The following is a 17,055-nucleotide window of genomic DNA, read 5'->3' as shown; positions in this document are numbered from 1 at the left end:
CGATGTCCGACCAGGCAAAGCTGCGCGAATACCTCAAGCGGGCGATCGCGGATTCTCACCAGGCCCGCAAGCAGTTGGCGGCCGTCGAGGAATCGATGCGCGAGCCGATTGCCGTGGTGGGACTGGGATGTCGTTATCCGGGCGGGGTGGCCGATCCGGCGGGACTGTGGGACCTGGTGACCCGGGGCGTGGACGCGGTGTCGGACTTCCCGACGAATCGTGGCTGGGATCTGGGGTCGTTGTTCGACGGTGACGCCGGGCAGGCCGGGCGGTCCTACAGCCGCGGTGGCGGGTTCCTGCTGGACGCGGATCTGTTCGACGCCGGCTTCTTCGGGCTGTCCCCGCGAGAGGCGCTGGCCATGGACCCGCAGCAGCGGCTGTTGCTCGAAACCGGCTGGGAGGCCCTGGAATCGGCGGGGTTGGTGCCGCGCACCCTGCGCGGAACGCAGACCGGTGTGTTCGCGGGCGTGATGTACTCCGACTACGGGATGCGTCCCGGTGTGGGCGGGGAGTTCGAAGGCTATCTGTTCGCGGGTAGCGCGGGCAGTATCGCGGTGGGTCGGCTGGCGTATCTGCTGGGCCTGGAAGGCCCTGCGATTTCGGTGGATACCGCGTGCTCGTCGTCGTTGGTGGCGTTGCATTTGGCGGCGCAGTCGTTGCGTCGTGGTGAGTGTGATCTGGCGTTGGCCGGTGGTGTGACGGTGATGTCGACGCCGCAGGCGTTCGTGGAGTTTTCGCGGTTGCGTGGTTTGTCCGTCGATGGCCGGTGCAAATCGTATGGTGCGGGCGCGGATGGCACCGGCTGGGCGGAGGGCGCGGGTCTGCTGGTGCTGCAACGGTTGTCGGACGCGGTGGCGGCGGGACGCGATGTCCTGGCGGTGATCCGTGGCAGCGCGATCAATCAGGACGGGGCCTCCAATGGATTGACCGCGCCGTCGGGCCCGGCGCAGGAGCGCGTGATCGGGGCGGCCCTGGCCGACAGCCGATTGTCGGCAAGCCAGGTCGACGCGGTGGAGGGGCACGGGACGGGCACCCGGTTGGGTGATCCGATCGAGGCGCAGGCGTTGTTGGCGACCTACGGCAGCGAGCGGTCCGCGCAGCAGGCATTGTTGCTGGGGTCGTTGAAGTCCAATATCGGGCATTCGCAGGCGGCCGCGGGTGTGGGTGGGGTGATCAAGATGATCGAGGCCATGCGTCGCGGCGTGCTGCCGCGCACTCTGCACGCGGAAACACCTTCACCGGAGGTGGATTGGTCGTCGGGGGCGGTGGAGTTGCTCATCGAAGCACGGGAGTGGCCGGAGACGGGGCAGCCGCGGCGGGCGGGTGTGTCGTCGTTCGGGTTCGGTGGCACGAATGCGCATGTGATCATCGAGCAGGCGCCCGTGCAGGAATCGGTGGAGTCGCAGCCGGTGTCGGTGGAGTTGCCGGTGGTGCCGTGGCTGGTTTCGGGTAGGACGCCGGCGGCGGTGGCGGCGCAGTCGGCGAGATTGCGTGAGTTCGTGGCGGGTTCCTCGGCGCGGGATCTGGATATCGCGTATTCGTTGGCCACCGCGCGCACCGCCTTCGAACACCGCACAGTCATATGGCCTGGTTCGGGCACAGCCGAATTCGAGCCGATCGTTGCGGGCGATGGCGGTCTGGGCGTGGTGTTCACCGGCCAGGGCGCACAGCGGATAGCCATGGGCGCCGGACTGGCGGCCTGCTTCCCGGCCTACGCCGAGGCCTTGGATGAGGTTGCGGCACTGCTGGATCCGCTGCTGGGCCGTTCGCTGCGGCAGCTGATCGCGACCGGCGAGGGGCTCGATGGCACCGGTATGGCCCAGCCCGCGCTGTTCGCGGTCGAGGTCGCGCTGTGGCGGTTGCTGCGCTCGTGGGGCGTGAATGTCCGTGCGGTGGCGGGGCATTCGGTGGGTGAGTTCGCGGCGGCTCATGTGGCGGGGGTGTTGTCGTTGTCGGATGCGGCGCGTTTGGTGGTGGCGCGGGGTGCGTTGATGCAGGCGCTTGCGGTGGGTGGGGCGATGGTGGCGGTGTCGGTGTCGGAGGAGAGGGTGTTGCCGTTGTTGGGTGGGTTGGTTTCGGTTGCGGCGGTGAATGGTCCGGAGTCGGTGGTGTTGTCGGGTCCTGAGGATGAGGTGTTGGCGGTGGTCGCTCGGTTGGGGTGCCGTCACAAGCGGTTGGCGGTCAGCCATGCTTTCCACTCGGCATTGATGGAACCGATGCTCGATCAGTTCCGCGCGGCCGCGGAGACCATCACCTATTCGCCGTCCACGATCCCGTTCGTGTCCACCCTCACCGGTGAGGTCACCGAACCGACAGGCGCCGACTACTGGGTGAACCAGGTCCGGCAATCCGTCCGTTTCGCCGACGCCGTAACGACTTTCGGCCGGCTCGGCGTCAGTGCCATTGCCGAGATCGGCCCCGACGCAGTGCTCACGCCGCTGGTGGAAGCCGTCACCAGCACGCCCGCGGTGGCCCTACAGCGCCGCGACAGCTTCGAACCCGAAGCGTTGATCACCGCCCTCGCGCACCTGCACTCGCAGGGCATCGACATCGACTGGGAGGCGTTCTTCGCCGGCACCGGTGCGCGGCGAGTCGTATTGCCCACCTACGCGTTCCAGCGCGACCGGTACTGGCTGCACCCCAACACCACATCCACCACATCGGGTTTCGATCCGGTCGACCACCCGATCCTCACCGGGGTGTTGCACCTGCCCGACATCGACAGCGTGCTGCTCACCGGTGTGCTCGACCCCAATACCCAGCCCTGGCTCACCCAGCACACCATCGACGGCGCCACGATCGTCCCGGGCACGCTGCTGCTCGAGCTGGCCTTCCGGGCGGCCCTCGAAGTGGAGGCCGAACCGGCCCGGGTCGAGGAATTCACCATCGCGGCGGCACTGGAACTCGCCGATCAGCCGGTGACGATCCGGGTCAGCATCGCCGCCGTCGACGAGACCGGCAAGCGGCAGCTGGAAATCCGCTCCCGGCTCGCGGGCGATCGGGAATGGCGGCTACACGCCACCGGCCTACTGGGCGCCGCCGACGACAGCACCGAACCCGCCCCAATCGGGGACTGGCCGCCGCGCGGCGCACACGAGGTCGATCTCGGGGGCGCCTACGACGGCGCGGCGGACCACGGCTACGACTACGGTCCGGCCTTCACCGGGCTGCGGCGGCTGTGGCGGCGAAACGCGGAGCTGTTCGCCGAGCTCACGCTGGCCGAGGAATACGCGACGGACGCCGACCGATTCACCCTGCACCCGGCCCTGCTCGATGCCGCGGCCCACCCCCTCGTCCCGGGCATCTCCGACACCGATCGGCCCGCGCTGCTGCCGTTCTCGTGGTCAGGGGTCACCATTCCCCGGGGCGCGGCGACGGCGCTGCGAGTCCGGATCACTCCGACCGGTCAGGACGCGGTCGCCATGGTCGTGGCCGACGAATCCGGTACCACGATCACCGCAGTGGACGCCCTGGCCTTGCGTCCGCAGGCCTCCGGCGCCGCCGCCGACCAGACCGTATTCGAACTCGAGTGGACCGAAATTCACACGGCGGCAACCGAATCCGATCACACCGGCTGGGCGGCCATCGGCGACGTGCCGAACGTGGCGACCCGGTACGCCGATCTGGACGCGGTCGCGGGCCCGCACGCCGTCGTCGTCACCAAACTTCCCACCGCGGACCCGGACGCCGACATCCCCACGGCAGCACACGATCTCGTCCACCACACCCTGGCGGTCGCGCGTACCGCCATTACCGATGACCGGTTCACCGGTTCGCGCCTGGTGGTCGTCACCGAATCCGCCGCCGGCCCCGATGCCGGGAACCTCCCGCAGGCCGGAGCCTGGGGCTTGATTCGCGCGGCGCAGACCGAACAGCCCGACCGCTTCATCCTGATCGACATCGACGCGGATCCCCGCTCCTGGGACAGCCTCGATGCCGCGGTGGCCAGCGGCGAACCGCAGGTAGCGATTCGCGGTGGGGTGCTGTACGTCCCGCGTCTGGTGCGTGCTCGCACCGCTGCCGCGCCCGCGGGCAATCCGTGGGCGCGGGGCACCGTCCTCATAACCGGTGGCACCGGGACCCTCGGCGCGGCCGTCGCGCGACATCTGGTCGACACGCACGGTGCGCGGCGGCTGCTCCTGCTGAGCAGGCGCGGCCCCGAGGCGCCCGGTGCGTCCGAACTGCGGAGGGAACTGAGTGAGCGCGGCGCCGAGGTCGCCGTCATCGCCTGCGACGTCACCGATCCGGCCGAGCTGGCCGCAGTGGTGGCCGAGCACCCGGTGCACACCGTCGTACACACCGCGGGCGTGCTCGCCGACGGCATCGTGGAATCGCTGACCGGCGAGCAGGTCACGAGCGTGCTGCGGCCGAAGGTCGACGCGGCCTGGGCGCTGCACCAGGCTACCCGCGACCTGGATCTCGGTGCGTTCGTCCTGTTCTCGTCCCTGGCGGGACTGGTCGGCACGGCGGGCCAGGCGAACTACGCCGCCGCCAATACCTTCCTCGACGCACTGGCCGAATACCGCCGGTCGCTGGGACTTCCCGCGGCGTCGATCGCCTACGGTCTGTGGGAGCAGGCCAGCGGAATCACCGATGAGATGAGCGCCGTCGACCGCGAGCGCATCCGCCGCATCGGTGTGCTGCCCCTGTCGACCGCCGCCGGGCTGCGCGCGTTCGACCTGGCGACGGACCTCGAGGTCCCGCTGCTCGCGGCGACCGGCCTCGACACCACCGCCCTGCGTTCCTCGGGTACCGAGGTCCCGGCGGTATTCCGCCGCCTGGTACCGGCGGCGCGGACGCGACGGGCTCCGCGGGGCGGGTTCGCGGCGCGCATGTCGCAACTGTCCGAGGCCGAGCGCGATGCCGCCCTGCTGAAACTGGTCCGCACCAATGCCGCAGCGGTGCTGGGACATTCGGCATCCAGCGCGGTGGGCGCGGACCGGTCCTTCCAGGATCTCGGGTTCGATTCGCTCACCGCGGTCGAGTTGCGCAACCGGCTGGCCGAAGCCACCGGCGTGCGATTGCCCGCGACCCTGGTCTTCGACTACCCGACGCCGTCCGCGCTGGCGGCGCGACTGTCGAGCGAACTGATCGGGGCGAAGCCCCGGGCCCGAGCGGCCGCCAGCGTGGCCGCGGAACACGACGAGCCGATCGCGATCGTCGGCGTGGGCTGCCGTTATCCGGGTGACGTGACCGATCCGGAGCAGTTGTGGGAGCTCGTGTTCGGCGGTGTCGACGCCGTGTCGGACTTCCCGACGAATCGCGGTTGGGATCTGGGGTCGTTGTTCGACGGTGACGCCGAGCGGCTGGGACGGTCCTACAGCCGCGGTGGCGGGTTCCTGCTGGACGCGGATCTGTTCGACGCCGGCTTCTTCGGCTTGTCGCCGCGAGAGGCCCTTGCGGTGGATCCCCAGCAGCGGCTGTTGCTCGAAACCGGCTGGGAGGCCCTGGAATCGGCGGGTGTGGTACCGCGTAGCCTGCAGGGCTCACGGACCGGTGTGTTCGCGGGCGTGATGTACTCCGACTACGGAATGCGTCCCGGTGTCGGCGGAGAATTCGAAGGCTATCTGTTCGCGGGCAGCGCGGGCAGTATCGCCGTCGGTCGGCTGGCGTATTCGCTGGGCCTGGAAGGCCCGGCCATCGCGGTGGATACCGCGTGCTCGTCGTCGTTGGTGGCCTTGCATTTGGCGGCGCAGTCGTTGCGTCGTGGTGAGTGTGATCTGGCGTTGGCCGGTGGTGTGACGGTGATGTCGACGCCGCAGGCGTTCGTGGAGTTTTCGCGGTTGCGTGGTTTGTCCGTCGATGGCCGGTGCCGGTCGTTCGGTGCGGGCGCGGAGGGCACCGGCTGGGCCGAAGGTGCGGGAATACTGGCGCTGCAACGACTCTCCGACGCGCGCCGTGACGGCCGCGAGGTGCTGGCGGTCCTACGCGGCTCGGCCGTCAACCAGGACGGCGCCTCGAACGGGTTGACCGCGCCCAACGGTCCGTCCCAGGAACGCGTCATCCGTGATGCACTGGCCGACGCCGCGCTCTCCGCCGCCGAGGTGGATGCGGTGGAGGGGCACGGGACCGGGACGCGGTTGGGTGATCCGATCGAGGCGCAGGCGTTGTTGGCGACCTATGGACAGGACCGGGTGGCGGAGCGTCCTCTGTGGTTGGGGTCGTTGAAGTCCAATATCGGGCATTCGCAGGCGGCCGCGGGTGTGGGTGGGGTGATCAAGATGATCGAGGCCATGCGTCGCGGCGTGCTGCCGCGGACCCTGCACGCGGAAACACCTTCACCGGAGGTGGATTGGTCGTCGGGGGCGGTGGAGTTGCTCATCGAAGCACGGGAGTGGCCGGAGACGGGGCAGCCGCGGCGGGCGGGTGTGTCGTCGTTCGGGTTCGGTGGCACGAATGCGCATGTGATCATCGAGCAGGCGCCCGTGCAGGAATCGGTGGAGTCGCAGCCGGTGTCGGTGGAGTTGCCGGTGGTGCCGTGGCTGGTTTCGGGTAGGACGCCGGCGGCGGTGGCGGCGCAGTCGGCGAGATTGCGTGAGTTCGTGGCGGGTTCCTCGGCGCGGGATCTGGATATCGCGTATTCGTTGGCCACCGCGCGCACCGCCTTCGAACACCGCACCGCCGCGATCGGCCGCGGCGCCGACGACCTGCTCGCCGGTCTCACCGATGCGGCCCCGGTCGCGGCGCGGTCGGGCGCGACCGCCTTCGTCTTCACCGGTCAGGGTGCGCAACGACCCGGGATGGGAATGCGCCTGTACGAACGCTTCCCGACCTTCGCCGCCGCGTTCGACGAGGTCGCGACCCACCTCGATCCACTGCTGGACCGGCCCCTGCGTGACACCATCATCTCCGGTGCGGGTCTCGATGACACCGGTATGGCCCAGCCCGCGCTGTTCGCGTTCGAGATCGCACTGGCACGGTTGGTGGCGCACTGGGGGATTCGGTGCGACTACGTCGCCGGGCATTCGGTGGGTGAGTTCGCGGCGGCTCATGTGGCGGGGGTGTTGTCGTTGTCGGATGCGGCGCGTTTGGTGGTGGCGCGGGGTGCGTTGATGCAGGCGCTTGCGGGGGGTGGGGCGATGGTGGCGGTGTCGGTGTCGGAGGAGAGGGTGTTGCCGTTGTTGGGTGGGTTGGTTTCGGTTGCGGCGGTGAATGGTCCGGAGTCGGTGGTGTTGTCGGGTCCTGAGGATGAGGTGTTGGCGGTGGTCGCTCGGTTGGGGTGCCGTCACAAGCGGTTGGCGGTCAGCCACGCTTTCCACTCGGCATTGATGGAACCGATGCTCGACGAATTCCGCACCGTCGCGGAATCGATCACCTACACCGCACCGAGCATCCCGTTCGTCTCGACGGTGACCGGCCGGATCACCGCACCCACCACGGCCCGATACTGGGTCGATCAGATTCGCCAGCCGGTCCGATTCGCCGACGCCGCAACGACATTGGCCGATCTCGGCGTCACCGTGACGGCCGAGATCGGACCCGACGCCGTCCTCACCCCACTGGCGGACCAGCTGACCGACACCCCCGCCATCGCCCTGCAGCGGCGCGGCACCGATGAGGCACCGACGCTCATCGCGGGCGTGGCACAGCTGCACTGCCTCGGTGTCGACGTCGACTGGGAGGCATTTTTCGCCGGTACCGGTGCGCGGCGAGTCGCGTTGCCCACCTATGCGTTCCAGCGCGACCGGTACTGGCTGCATCCCAGCACCACATCCACGACATCGGGTTTCGATCCGATCGAGCACCCCATCCTGACGGGTGTACTGCATCTGCCCGACGCCGACAGCGTGCTGCTCACAGGTGGCCTGAACCCGAACGCGCTGCCCTGGCTGTCCGCCCACTCCACCGCCGTGACGACCCTCGTGCCGCCCGCGGTCCTGGTCGACCTGGTGCTGCGAGCCGGTGACGAAGTGGGCGCGGACCACCTCGAGCACCTGGAGTTGACCAGAGCGCTGACCGTCCCCGAAGGGCAGGAGGCCCAACTGCACGTGGTCATCGGCGCTGCCGACGAAACGGGCCGGCGCACCGCCGGGATCCGCGCCAGGTCGGCGGGCGGCACCTGGACCGCCATCGCCACCGCCACGCTTGCCCGCGGCGGCGAACCGGCCGCGCCGGTGCTCGTCGAATCGCCCGTCGAGCACCGATTGCCCGCCGAGTCGGCCACGCAGGCCACCGGTTTCGTGCTGCACCCGGAGTTGCTCGACGCGGCCCTGCCGAGCACCATCGGCGCGAGTTCGATACTGGCACCGGTCATTTGGCGGGATGTGCGCCTGCACGCGACCGGTGCCGACGGCATCCTGGCCCACGTGCGGCCGCTGGTCGAGGACTCGGTCGCCGCCTACCTGACCGACCCGGTCGGCAATCCGGTACTCACCGCCGCGGCCGTGGAGTTCCGTACTCTGGCCCTCGGCGCCGACTCCGAAACAGCGGACGGCACATCGCGATCCGCGCCGCCGCGCCCCGCTGCCGTCAAGGCCGACGCCGCCGAGGTCCTGCGCGCCCAGCTCGCCGAGTTGGACGAGCCGCGACAACTCGCCGCCGTGGTGGATGCCGTGCGCGTGCAGGTGGCCGCGGTCCTGGGCATCGCCGATGCGATGGGCATCGAGGCCGATCGCCCGTTCCAGGAACTCGGCCTGGATTCCCTGACCGCCGTGCAGTTGCGCAACCGGCTCGCGGTGGCGACCGGAACCACCCTACCCGCCACCGTCGTCTTCGACCGGCCCACGCCGACCGACCTCGCCGAGTTCGTGCTGGACGCCCTGCGTCCGCCCGCACCCGCCGACGTGCTGTGGGCGGAACTGGATCGATGGGAGCGGCTCGCCGACGAGATGGACGAGGCGGATCGCGACCGGATCGCCGACCGCCTGCGCGACCTGGCCGGCCGCTGGTCGGCGACCCCGGCCCCGGCCGCCGAGAGCGTCGACACGCTTATCCGGACCGCCTCGGCCGATGAACTGCTGAGCTTCATCGACAGCGAACTCGGCCGCATTCCCGACCACGATCTGGGCTGAAGAAGGGGACCCCCGTAATGCCTGAAGACACCAAACTGGTCGAGTACCTGCGCTGGGCGACAGCCGAACTCACCAAGGCCAAGGGCCGCATCGCCGAACTCGAAGCCAGCACCTCCGAACCCATTGCGATCGTCGCCCAGGCGTGCCGGTATCCGGGCAGCGTCACCTCGGCGGCGGCGCTGTGGGACCTGGTCGCCGCGGGCACCGACGCGATCTCCGAATGGCCCGCCGATCGCGGCTGGGATGTGGCGGCGCTGTACGACCCGGACCCCGATCATGTCGGCACCTCGACCACGCGATACGGCGGATTCATCGACAACGCTATGGATTTCGACGCCGCACTGTTCGGCATCTCCCCGCGTGAGGCGCTGGGCATGGATCCCCAGCAGCGGGTAGTGCTGGAGACCGCCTGGGAACTGTTCGAATCGGCGGGCATCGACCCGATGTCGTTGCGCGGCAGTGCAACCGGAGTATTCGTCGGAGCCGGTGAACAGAGCTATCTGGATCTGGCCGCGCCCCCGGAACTCGAGGGCTACGCCATGACCGGACGGTTGGGCAGCGTGGTGTCGGGCCGCCTGGCGTATACCTTCGGATTCGAGGGTCCCGCCATCACCGTGGATACCGCGTGCTCGTCGTCGCTGGTGGCCCTGCATCTCGCGGCGCAGGCCCTGCGCCGCGGCGAATGCGATCTGGTGGTGGCCGGCGGAGTTACGGTATACGGACATCCGGGCGGCTACATCGAATTCTCCCGTCAGCGCGGCCTGTCCGCCGATGGCCGGTGCAAATCGTATGGTGCGGGCGCGGATGGCACCGGATGGTCGGAAGGCGTGGGTCTGCTGGCGCTGCAGCGGCTTTCGGATGCGGTCACGTCCGGACGCGAGGTGCTCGCGGTGCTGCGCGGCTCGGCGGTCAACCAGGACGGGGCCTCGAACGGACTGACCGCCCCGAACGGACCGTCCCAGGAGCGGGTGATTCGCGCGGCGCTGGCCGACGCCGGACTGTCCGCCGCCGAGGTGGATGTGATCGAAGGGCACGGAACCGGGACCCGGCTGGGTGATCCGATCGAAGCCCAGGCGCTGCTGGCAACCTATGGGCGCGAACGCACTTCGGCGCGCCCGTTGTGGCTGGGGTCGCTGAAATCCAATATCGGGCACTCGGTCGCGGCGGCGGGTGTCGGCGGGCTCATCAAGATGATCGAAGCCATTCGGCGCGGCGTCCTGCCCAAGACCTTGCACGCCGAGACGCCCAGCCCGGATGTGGATTGGTCGTCCGGGACCGTGCGCCTGCTGACCGAGGCGCGCCCGTGGCCCGACTCCGGGGCTCCACGCCGGGCCGCGGTGTCCTCGTTCGGCGTGAGCGGAACCAATGCCCATGTCGTCATCGAGCAGGCTCCCACAGCGGAATCGGTTGAATCGCAACCGGTGTCGGTGCGGTTGCCGGTGGTGCCGTGGCCGGTGTCGGGCAAGACCGCGGCGGCGGTGCGGGCACAGACGGCCCGGCTGCGGGAATTCGCCGCGGGTTCTCCGGCGCGGGATCTGGACATCGCGTACTCGCTCGCCACCACCCGAACCCCGTTGGAATTCCGGACCTCGGCGCTCGGCCGGGACCGGGAGGAATTGATCGCCGGTCTGGCCACCGATCCGATTGCGGCCAGGGCGGGCAAGACCGCGTTCGTGTTCACCGGCCAGGGTGCGCAGCGCCTCGGCATGGGACTGCGGCTCTACGAGGTCTTTCCGGTCTTCGCCGCGGCGTTCGACGAGGTCAGCGCCCAACTGGATGCACTGCTGGAGCGACCGCTGCGGACCGAGATCACCGTCGGCGACCGGCTGGACGACACCGCCGTCACCCAACCCGCGTTGTTCGCCGTCGAATTCGCCCTGGCGCGGCTGGTGGCGGCCTGGGGCATCCGGGCTGATTACGTCACCGGCCACTCGGTGGGTGAACTGGTTGCCGCCCAGGTGGCGGGGGTGCTGTCGCTGGCCGACGCCGCGAAGCTGGTCGCGGCGCGGGCGCGCCTCATGCAGTCGCTCCCGCGCGGCGGCATGCTCGCCGTGCGCGCCGGTGAGGACGACGTGCTCGACGAACTCTCCGACCGGGTGTGTGTCGCCGGTGTCAACGGGCCCGCGTCGGTGGTGCTCGCGGGATCGGTCGAGGATCTGGAGTCGGTCGCGGAATCCCTTGGGGACCGCGGAATCCGGAGCCGGCGCCTAGCGGTCAGCCACGCGTTCCATTCGCATCACATGGACCCGATCCTGAGCGAGTTCGAGGCGGTGGCCCGCGGGCTCCCGTTCAGCCCGGCACGCATCCCGATCGTGTCCAATGTGACCGGGGCGCTTGCGGCCCTGGGCGAGCACGCCGATCCCGGGTACTGGGCGCGCCACATTCGAGCGACGGTCCGGTTCGCCGACGGCATCGAGGCGCTGGCCGCGGCCGGGGTGACGAAGTTCGTGGAGATCGGTCCCGACGCGATCCTGAGCGTACTGGTCGACGAGACCCTCCAGGATCGCCCCCATGTGGCGATTCCGGTCTTGCGCCGCACCGCGAGCGATGACGAGGCAGTGCTCGCCGCCGTCGCCGCCATGCATGCCAACGGCGTGCAGCTCGACTGGGAACAGGTGTTCGCGGGGACCGGTGCTCGGCGAATCCACCTGCCCACCTACGCGTTTCAACGCTCCCGGCACTGGGCCGGTGACACCGCGACCAGATCCGCGGGCACCGGATCCGCCCTCGGCCATCCGGTGCTCGACGTCGCGGTCGACCTGGCCGACAGCGCGGCCGACGGCGTGGTGGCCACCGGTCGGCTGTCGCGGCGACAGCGGTGGATCGAACCGGGCGCACAGGTACCCACCGCCGTGCTGGTGGAACTGGCCACGCGCGCCGCGGACGAGCTCGGCTGCAACGAGCTGTCCGCGTTGACCGTCCTCACCCCGCTGGCCATGCCGACCGGGGCGGACCTCCACATCCAGGCCCGGGTCGGCGGGGTGACGGAGTCCGGCGAACGAACGGTGTGGATACATTCCAGAGCCTCGGGATCCTCCGGAGCGTGGATCCCGCACGCCCGCGGCACGGTGCGGTTGCGCATCGGCGACCCTGATTTCGCACTCACCGACTGGCCCCCGGCACTGTCGGATCAGCAGCGCCACGCCGAAGTGGCCCTGCCGGACGAACTCGGTGCCGAGGCGGCCGATTTCCGAGTTCACCCGGTCCTGCTGCACGCCGCGCTGGCGGCCGTGACGAGGGGTACCGTACGCGAATTGCGTGACGTCCGACTGTATTCGACCGGTGCGGCCACCCTGCGGGTGCTCGCGCGCACCGGCGCCGACGGCTCGACGACGCTGTTGCTCGCCGACCGGATGGGCGCGCCCGTCGCGACTCTGCGTGCCCTGACCGCGACTACGATCGCACCGCCGGAATCGGCTCCGCCCCGAGCGGATATCGACGAGCTGTCCTTCACGGTCGACTGGGTGCCCGCGGCGGTCACCGGGCGGACGATCCGCTGGGGCGCGATCTCGGGCACGGCATCCCTGCCCGAGGTGGGGGAGATGACGCTGTTCGCGGATCTGGCGGGTGCCGCCGCCACGGACAAGCCGGTCGACGCGATCCTGGTCCCGATCGGTCCCGCGCCGACCGCGGACCCGGTCTCCGGCGCGCACGAACTCGGCCGCCGCGCAATGACTCTCGTGCAACAGTGGTTCGCAGTCGAAGACCGCACCGCCGCTCCACTGGTCGTGGTGACCAAGTCGGCCATGGGATTCGGTGGTACCGATATCGCCGCCGCGAGCGTGTGGGGTCTGGTGCGCTCGGCCCAATCGGAGCTGCCGGGCCGGATCGTGCTGGTCGACATCGACGACGACCCGGCGTCGGTGGCCGTCCTGTCCTCGGTGGTGACCGCAGGGGAACCGCAGCTCGTCGTCCGCGAGGGTCGCGTCTTCGTGCCGCGATTGCGCCGCGTCGCACTGCCGACACCGGTCCGATGGTCCGAGGAGTGTGTGCTGATCACCGGCGGCACCGGTTCCCTGGGTGCCATGGTGGCCCGTCACCTGGCTACCGAGCACGGTGTCTCGCGCTTGGTGCTGATCAGCCGCCGCGGCCCGGAAAGCCCCGGGGCACAGGCACTTCGGGCCGAACTGTCGGCGGCGGGCGCGCAGGTGGCCATCGCCGCCTGTGACGCCAGCGACCGCGATGCGCTGGCCGCCGTGCTGGCCGCGCACCCGGTGACCGCGGTGGTGCACACCGCGGGCGCCACCGATGACGGCTTGCTCGGCGACCTCGACCCGGCCCGGCTGGCCGCGGTCCTGCGGCCGAAGGCCGACGCCGCCTGGCTGCTGCACGAGCTCACCCTCGACCGGGAGCTCACCGCGTTCGTGCTGTTCTCCTCGGTGGCCGGGATCATCGGCGGCCCGGGCCAAGCGAACTACGCCGCTGCCAATGTCTTCCTCGACGCGCTCGCCACCCACCGCGCCGGACTGGGCCTACCTGCGACCTCGATCGCCTGGGGCCTCTGGGAGCAGGAGGGCGGCATCAGTGGGCATCTCGACGAGGCCGACAAGCAGCGGATCGCCCGCGGCGGCTTCCCACCGCTGCCCGCCGATTCCGGTCTCGCACTGTTCGACGCGGCCGCCGGGTCGAGGGAAGCACTGCTCGTCGCCACCCCGCTCACCCTGTCGGCGATTCGTTCCCGGCCGACCCGATTGCTGTCGGGTCTGCTACCCACCCAGCGCTCGGTGGCGGGCAATGCGGAGGCGACCGTCTCGACCGCCGAGCTCCTGCGCGGCCGGTCCGCCGAGGAGCGACACGCGATCGTGCTGGAGATCGTGTTGCGCGAGGCCGCCGCCGTGCTCGGCCACCACAGTGCCGAAGCGCTCGACAGCACAGGAGAATTCAGCGCATCGGGCTTCGACTCGCTGGCCACGGTCGAATTCCGCAATCGGCTCCAGACCGCGTTCGGTACCCGGCTGCCCGCCACCGTCGCCTACGACAACCCGACCCCGGAGACCTTGGCGGCGTTCATCCTCGCCGAGTCCCGCGACGACCGCGTCACCGACGCGATCGACTTCGGCGGCGAGGTCCGGCTGGCCGACGACATCCGGCCCGCGGACACCGTGGTCCGCGTGGCCATCGATCCGGGACACGTGCTGCTCACCGGTGCCTCGGGCTTCCTGGGCGCATTCCTGCTCCGCGATCTGATGGCGACCACGAAGGCCGTGGTGCACTGCATGATCCGGGGCGCGGACGAGGCGGCCGCGACCCGGCGGCTGGTCTCGAATCTCGAGTTCTACCGGGTGGCCGACGAGGTGGACCTGAGCCGGGTCCGGGTGGTCGTGGGCGATCTCGCGGCCCCACGGCTCGGGTTGTCCGAAGCCGATTTCGACGAGCTGGCCCGCTCGGTCGACGTGGTCGTCCACGCGGGCGCGACGGTGCACTGGCTGCAGCCGTACCAGCAACTGCGCGACGCCAATGTCGGTGGCACCGAGGAGATTCTGCGGCTCGCCGCCCGGCACCGCACGGTGCCGGTGCACTACGTATCGACCGTCGGCGTATTCGCCGGCGCACCCGCCGACGGCGGTCCGCTGGCGGTGGACGACCCGACGGGCCCGCCCGAGGCCCTGCCGAGTGGGTACCTGCGCACGAAATGGGTTGCCGAGCAGAACATTACGCTGGCGCGGGCGCGCGGACTGCCGGTCTCGGTCTACCGGGTCGATGTGATCTCCGGAGATCAGCGGCACGGCGCGTGCCAGACCCGAGACTTCGTCTGGCTCACGCTCAAGGGCATCATTCAGGCGCGGGCGGTCCCGCCGGTCGGCGACGGCTACTTCCACCTGGCCCCGGTGGACTACGTCAGCGCCGCCATCGTGGCCATGGCCGGGCGGCCCGCGGCCGCCGAGCGAACCTTCCACCTGCACAATCCCCTTCGGGTGGCACTGCCCGAACTGGTCGACCGGCTGCGGGCGATGGGGTATCCGATCGCCGACCGCGACCGGACCGACTGGCTCGCCGCGGTCGCCTCCAGTGGAGACAACGCGCTGGTCCCGCTGCTCGACGCCTTCGAAGCGATGATCGGCGACACCTCGGCGTTCTACCCGGCCATCGATGTGTCCGAGACCGAGGCCGTGCTGGTGGACAGCGGTATCGCTTGCCCGCCGGTGTCCGGTGAACTCTTCCGAACCTATGTCCAATTCTTCATCGAGTCGGGCCATTTCCCGGCGCCGGAACAGAGTGAGCACAGATGACCGAACTCATCGAACGGCCCGCCACGAACGCGCCCGCGCGGCTGCGATCCCAGGTCGCCGAACTGCACGGCGTGAAACACGAAGCCGTGCACGGCATTGCGCACACCGCCACCGAACGGCAGCACGCGATCGGCAAGCTGACCGTGCGGGAACGGCTGGAGTTGCTGTTCGACCCGGACACCTTCCGCGAGGTCGATCAGCTGCGGCGACACCGGGCCACCGCGTTCGGCATGGCCGAGCGCAAGCCGCACACCGACGGTGTGGTCACCGGCTGGGGAAAGGTCCACGGTCGCACGGTTTTCGCCTACGGTCACGATTTCCGGATCTTCGGCGGCTCGCTCGGGGAGGCGCACGCGGAGAAGATCCACAAGCTCATGGACCTGGCCGAGGCCGCGGGCGCACCGCTGGTCGGCCTGAACGACGGTGCGGGCGCACGGATTCACGAGGGTGTCACCGCGCTGGCCGGCTATGGCGGCATCTTCCGCCGCCACGTCCGCGCCTCGGGCGTGATCCCGCAGATCAGCGTGATGCTCGGACCGTGCGCGGGCGGCGCGGCGTACTCGCCCGCCCTGACCGACTTCGTCTTCATGGTGCGCGGCATCTCGCAGATGTATGTCACGGGCCCGGATGTCGTGCGTACCGTGACCGGCGAGCAGGTGTCCCACGATGAGCTGGGCGGCGCGGATGTCCACGCCTCCGGTTCTGGGGTGGCGGGATTCGTCTACGACACCGAGGAGGAATGCCTCGACGACGTGCGCTACCTGATCTCCCTGCTGCCGGCGAACAATCGGGAGCGCCCGCCCGCCACGGTGCCGACCGACCCGCCCGATCGGCGCAACGACGGCCTGGCCGACCTGGTGCCCGCCGATTCGAGCCAGGCCTACGACATGCGGGCAGTGATCGACGAAATCGTCGACGACGGTGAATTCTTCGAGGTGCATGCGCAGTGGGCCCGCAATATCCTCTGCGTCTTCGCCCGCCTCGGCGGCGAAGTGGTGGGCATTGTGGCGAATCAGCCCAGCGTCCTGGCGGGCGTGCTCGATATCGAAGCGTCGGAGAAGGCGGCGCGTTTCGTGCAGACCTGCGACGCGTTCAATATCTCCATCGTGACCCTGGTCGACGTGCCCGGCTTCCTGCCCGGCACGGACCAGGAGCACGCGGGCATCATCCGGCACGGCGCGAAACTGCTCTACGCCTACTGCGCCGCGACCGTCCCGCGGGTCCAGGTGATCCTGCGCAAGGCCTTCGGCGGCGCCTATATCGTCATGGACTCCCGATCCATCGGCGCCGACCTGTCGTTCGCGTGGCCGTCCAACGAGGTCGCCGTCATGGGCGCGGAAGGGGCCGCCCAGGTGATCTTCCGCCGGGAGATCGGTTCCGCGGCGGACCCGGATCTGGTTCGGGCCCAGCGCATCAAGGAATACCAGCAGGAGCTGATGCATCCGTACTACGCCGCCGAGCGCGGCCTGGTCGACGATGTCATCGACCCCGCCGACACCCGGGCTGTGCTCATCGACAGCCTGGCCATGCTCAGCGCCAAGCACGCACCCCTGCCCGCCCGCAAGCACGGGAATCCGCCCGCGTGAGCGGCGAGCAGCCGGTCCTGGTGGTGGAGTCGGGGCAGCCGGACGACGACGAACTCGTCGCCCTGGTCCTGGCTTTGACCGCCCTGTCGCGGCCGACGCGACACGGGGTGCCGGTCCGGGCGGCGGTGTGGACACTGCCGACGCTCGCGCAGGGACCCGCCACCTCGTGGCGTCATCGGGGGCAGCGGCGTTGAGGTGAGATCTCGATGGGCGACAGCGTCGTCGCCC

General features: G+C 70.0%; 4 protein-coding genes. All 4 read left to right on the top strand.

Features of this window, described 5'->3' with window-relative positions; genetic code table 11:
* Positions 1-2 precede the first annotated feature (2 nt).
* The 4 genes from ACQP2D_RS22335 to ACQP2D_RS22320 are packed head-to-tail and all read left to right on the top strand — an operon-like array spanning position 3 to position 17,021.
* Positions 3-9,011 (top strand): SDR family NAD(P)-dependent oxidoreductase, encoded by a 9,009-nt coding sequence (locus tag ACQP2D_RS22335; protein WP_433677852.1) that lies wholly within the window; start codon positions 3-5, stop codon positions 9,009-9,011.
* Positions 9,012-9,028: 17 nt separating this feature from the next.
* Positions 9,029-15,241 carry a type I polyketide synthase gene (locus ACQP2D_RS22330; RefSeq protein WP_433677851.1) on the top strand — a complete coding sequence of 2,071 codons (6,213 nt, stop codon included), beginning with the start codon at positions 9,029-9,031 and terminating at the stop codon, positions 15,239-15,241.
* Complete coding sequence (locus ACQP2D_RS22325; RefSeq protein WP_433677850.1) at positions 15,238-16,827, top strand: acyl-CoA carboxylase subunit beta; 1,590 nt, start codon at positions 15,238-15,240, stop codon at positions 16,825-16,827. Before ACQP2D_RS22330 ends, ACQP2D_RS22325 begins: the two co-directional genes overlap by 4 nt.
* Positions 16,824-17,021, top strand: coding sequence for a hypothetical protein (locus tag ACQP2D_RS22320; protein WP_433677849.1), 198 nt, complete (start codon positions 16,824-16,826; stop codon positions 17,019-17,021). Before ACQP2D_RS22325 ends, ACQP2D_RS22320 begins: the two co-directional genes overlap by 4 nt.
* Positions 17,022-17,055 lie beyond the last annotated feature (34 nt).

This window comes from Nocardia sp. CA-119907 (assembly GCF_050955995.1).
Taxonomy (GTDB): domain Bacteria; phylum Actinomycetota; class Actinomycetes; order Mycobacteriales; family Mycobacteriaceae; genus Nocardia.
This window is presented reverse-complemented; position numbering and strand designations above follow the sequence as displayed.

Excerpts from the sequence above, each read along its gene's own strand:
- ACQP2D_RS22335 (WP_433677852.1), top strand. The coding sequence starts at position 3 with ATGTCCGACCAGGCAAAGCTGCGCGAATACCTCAAGCGGGCGATCGCG.
- ACQP2D_RS22330 (WP_433677851.1), top strand. The coding sequence starts at position 9,029 with ATGCCTGAAGACACCAAACTGGTCGAGTACCTGCGCTGGGCGACAGCC.
- ACQP2D_RS22325 (WP_433677850.1), top strand. The coding sequence starts at position 15,238 with ATGACCGAACTCATCGAACGGCCCGCCACGAACGCGCCCGCGCGGCTG.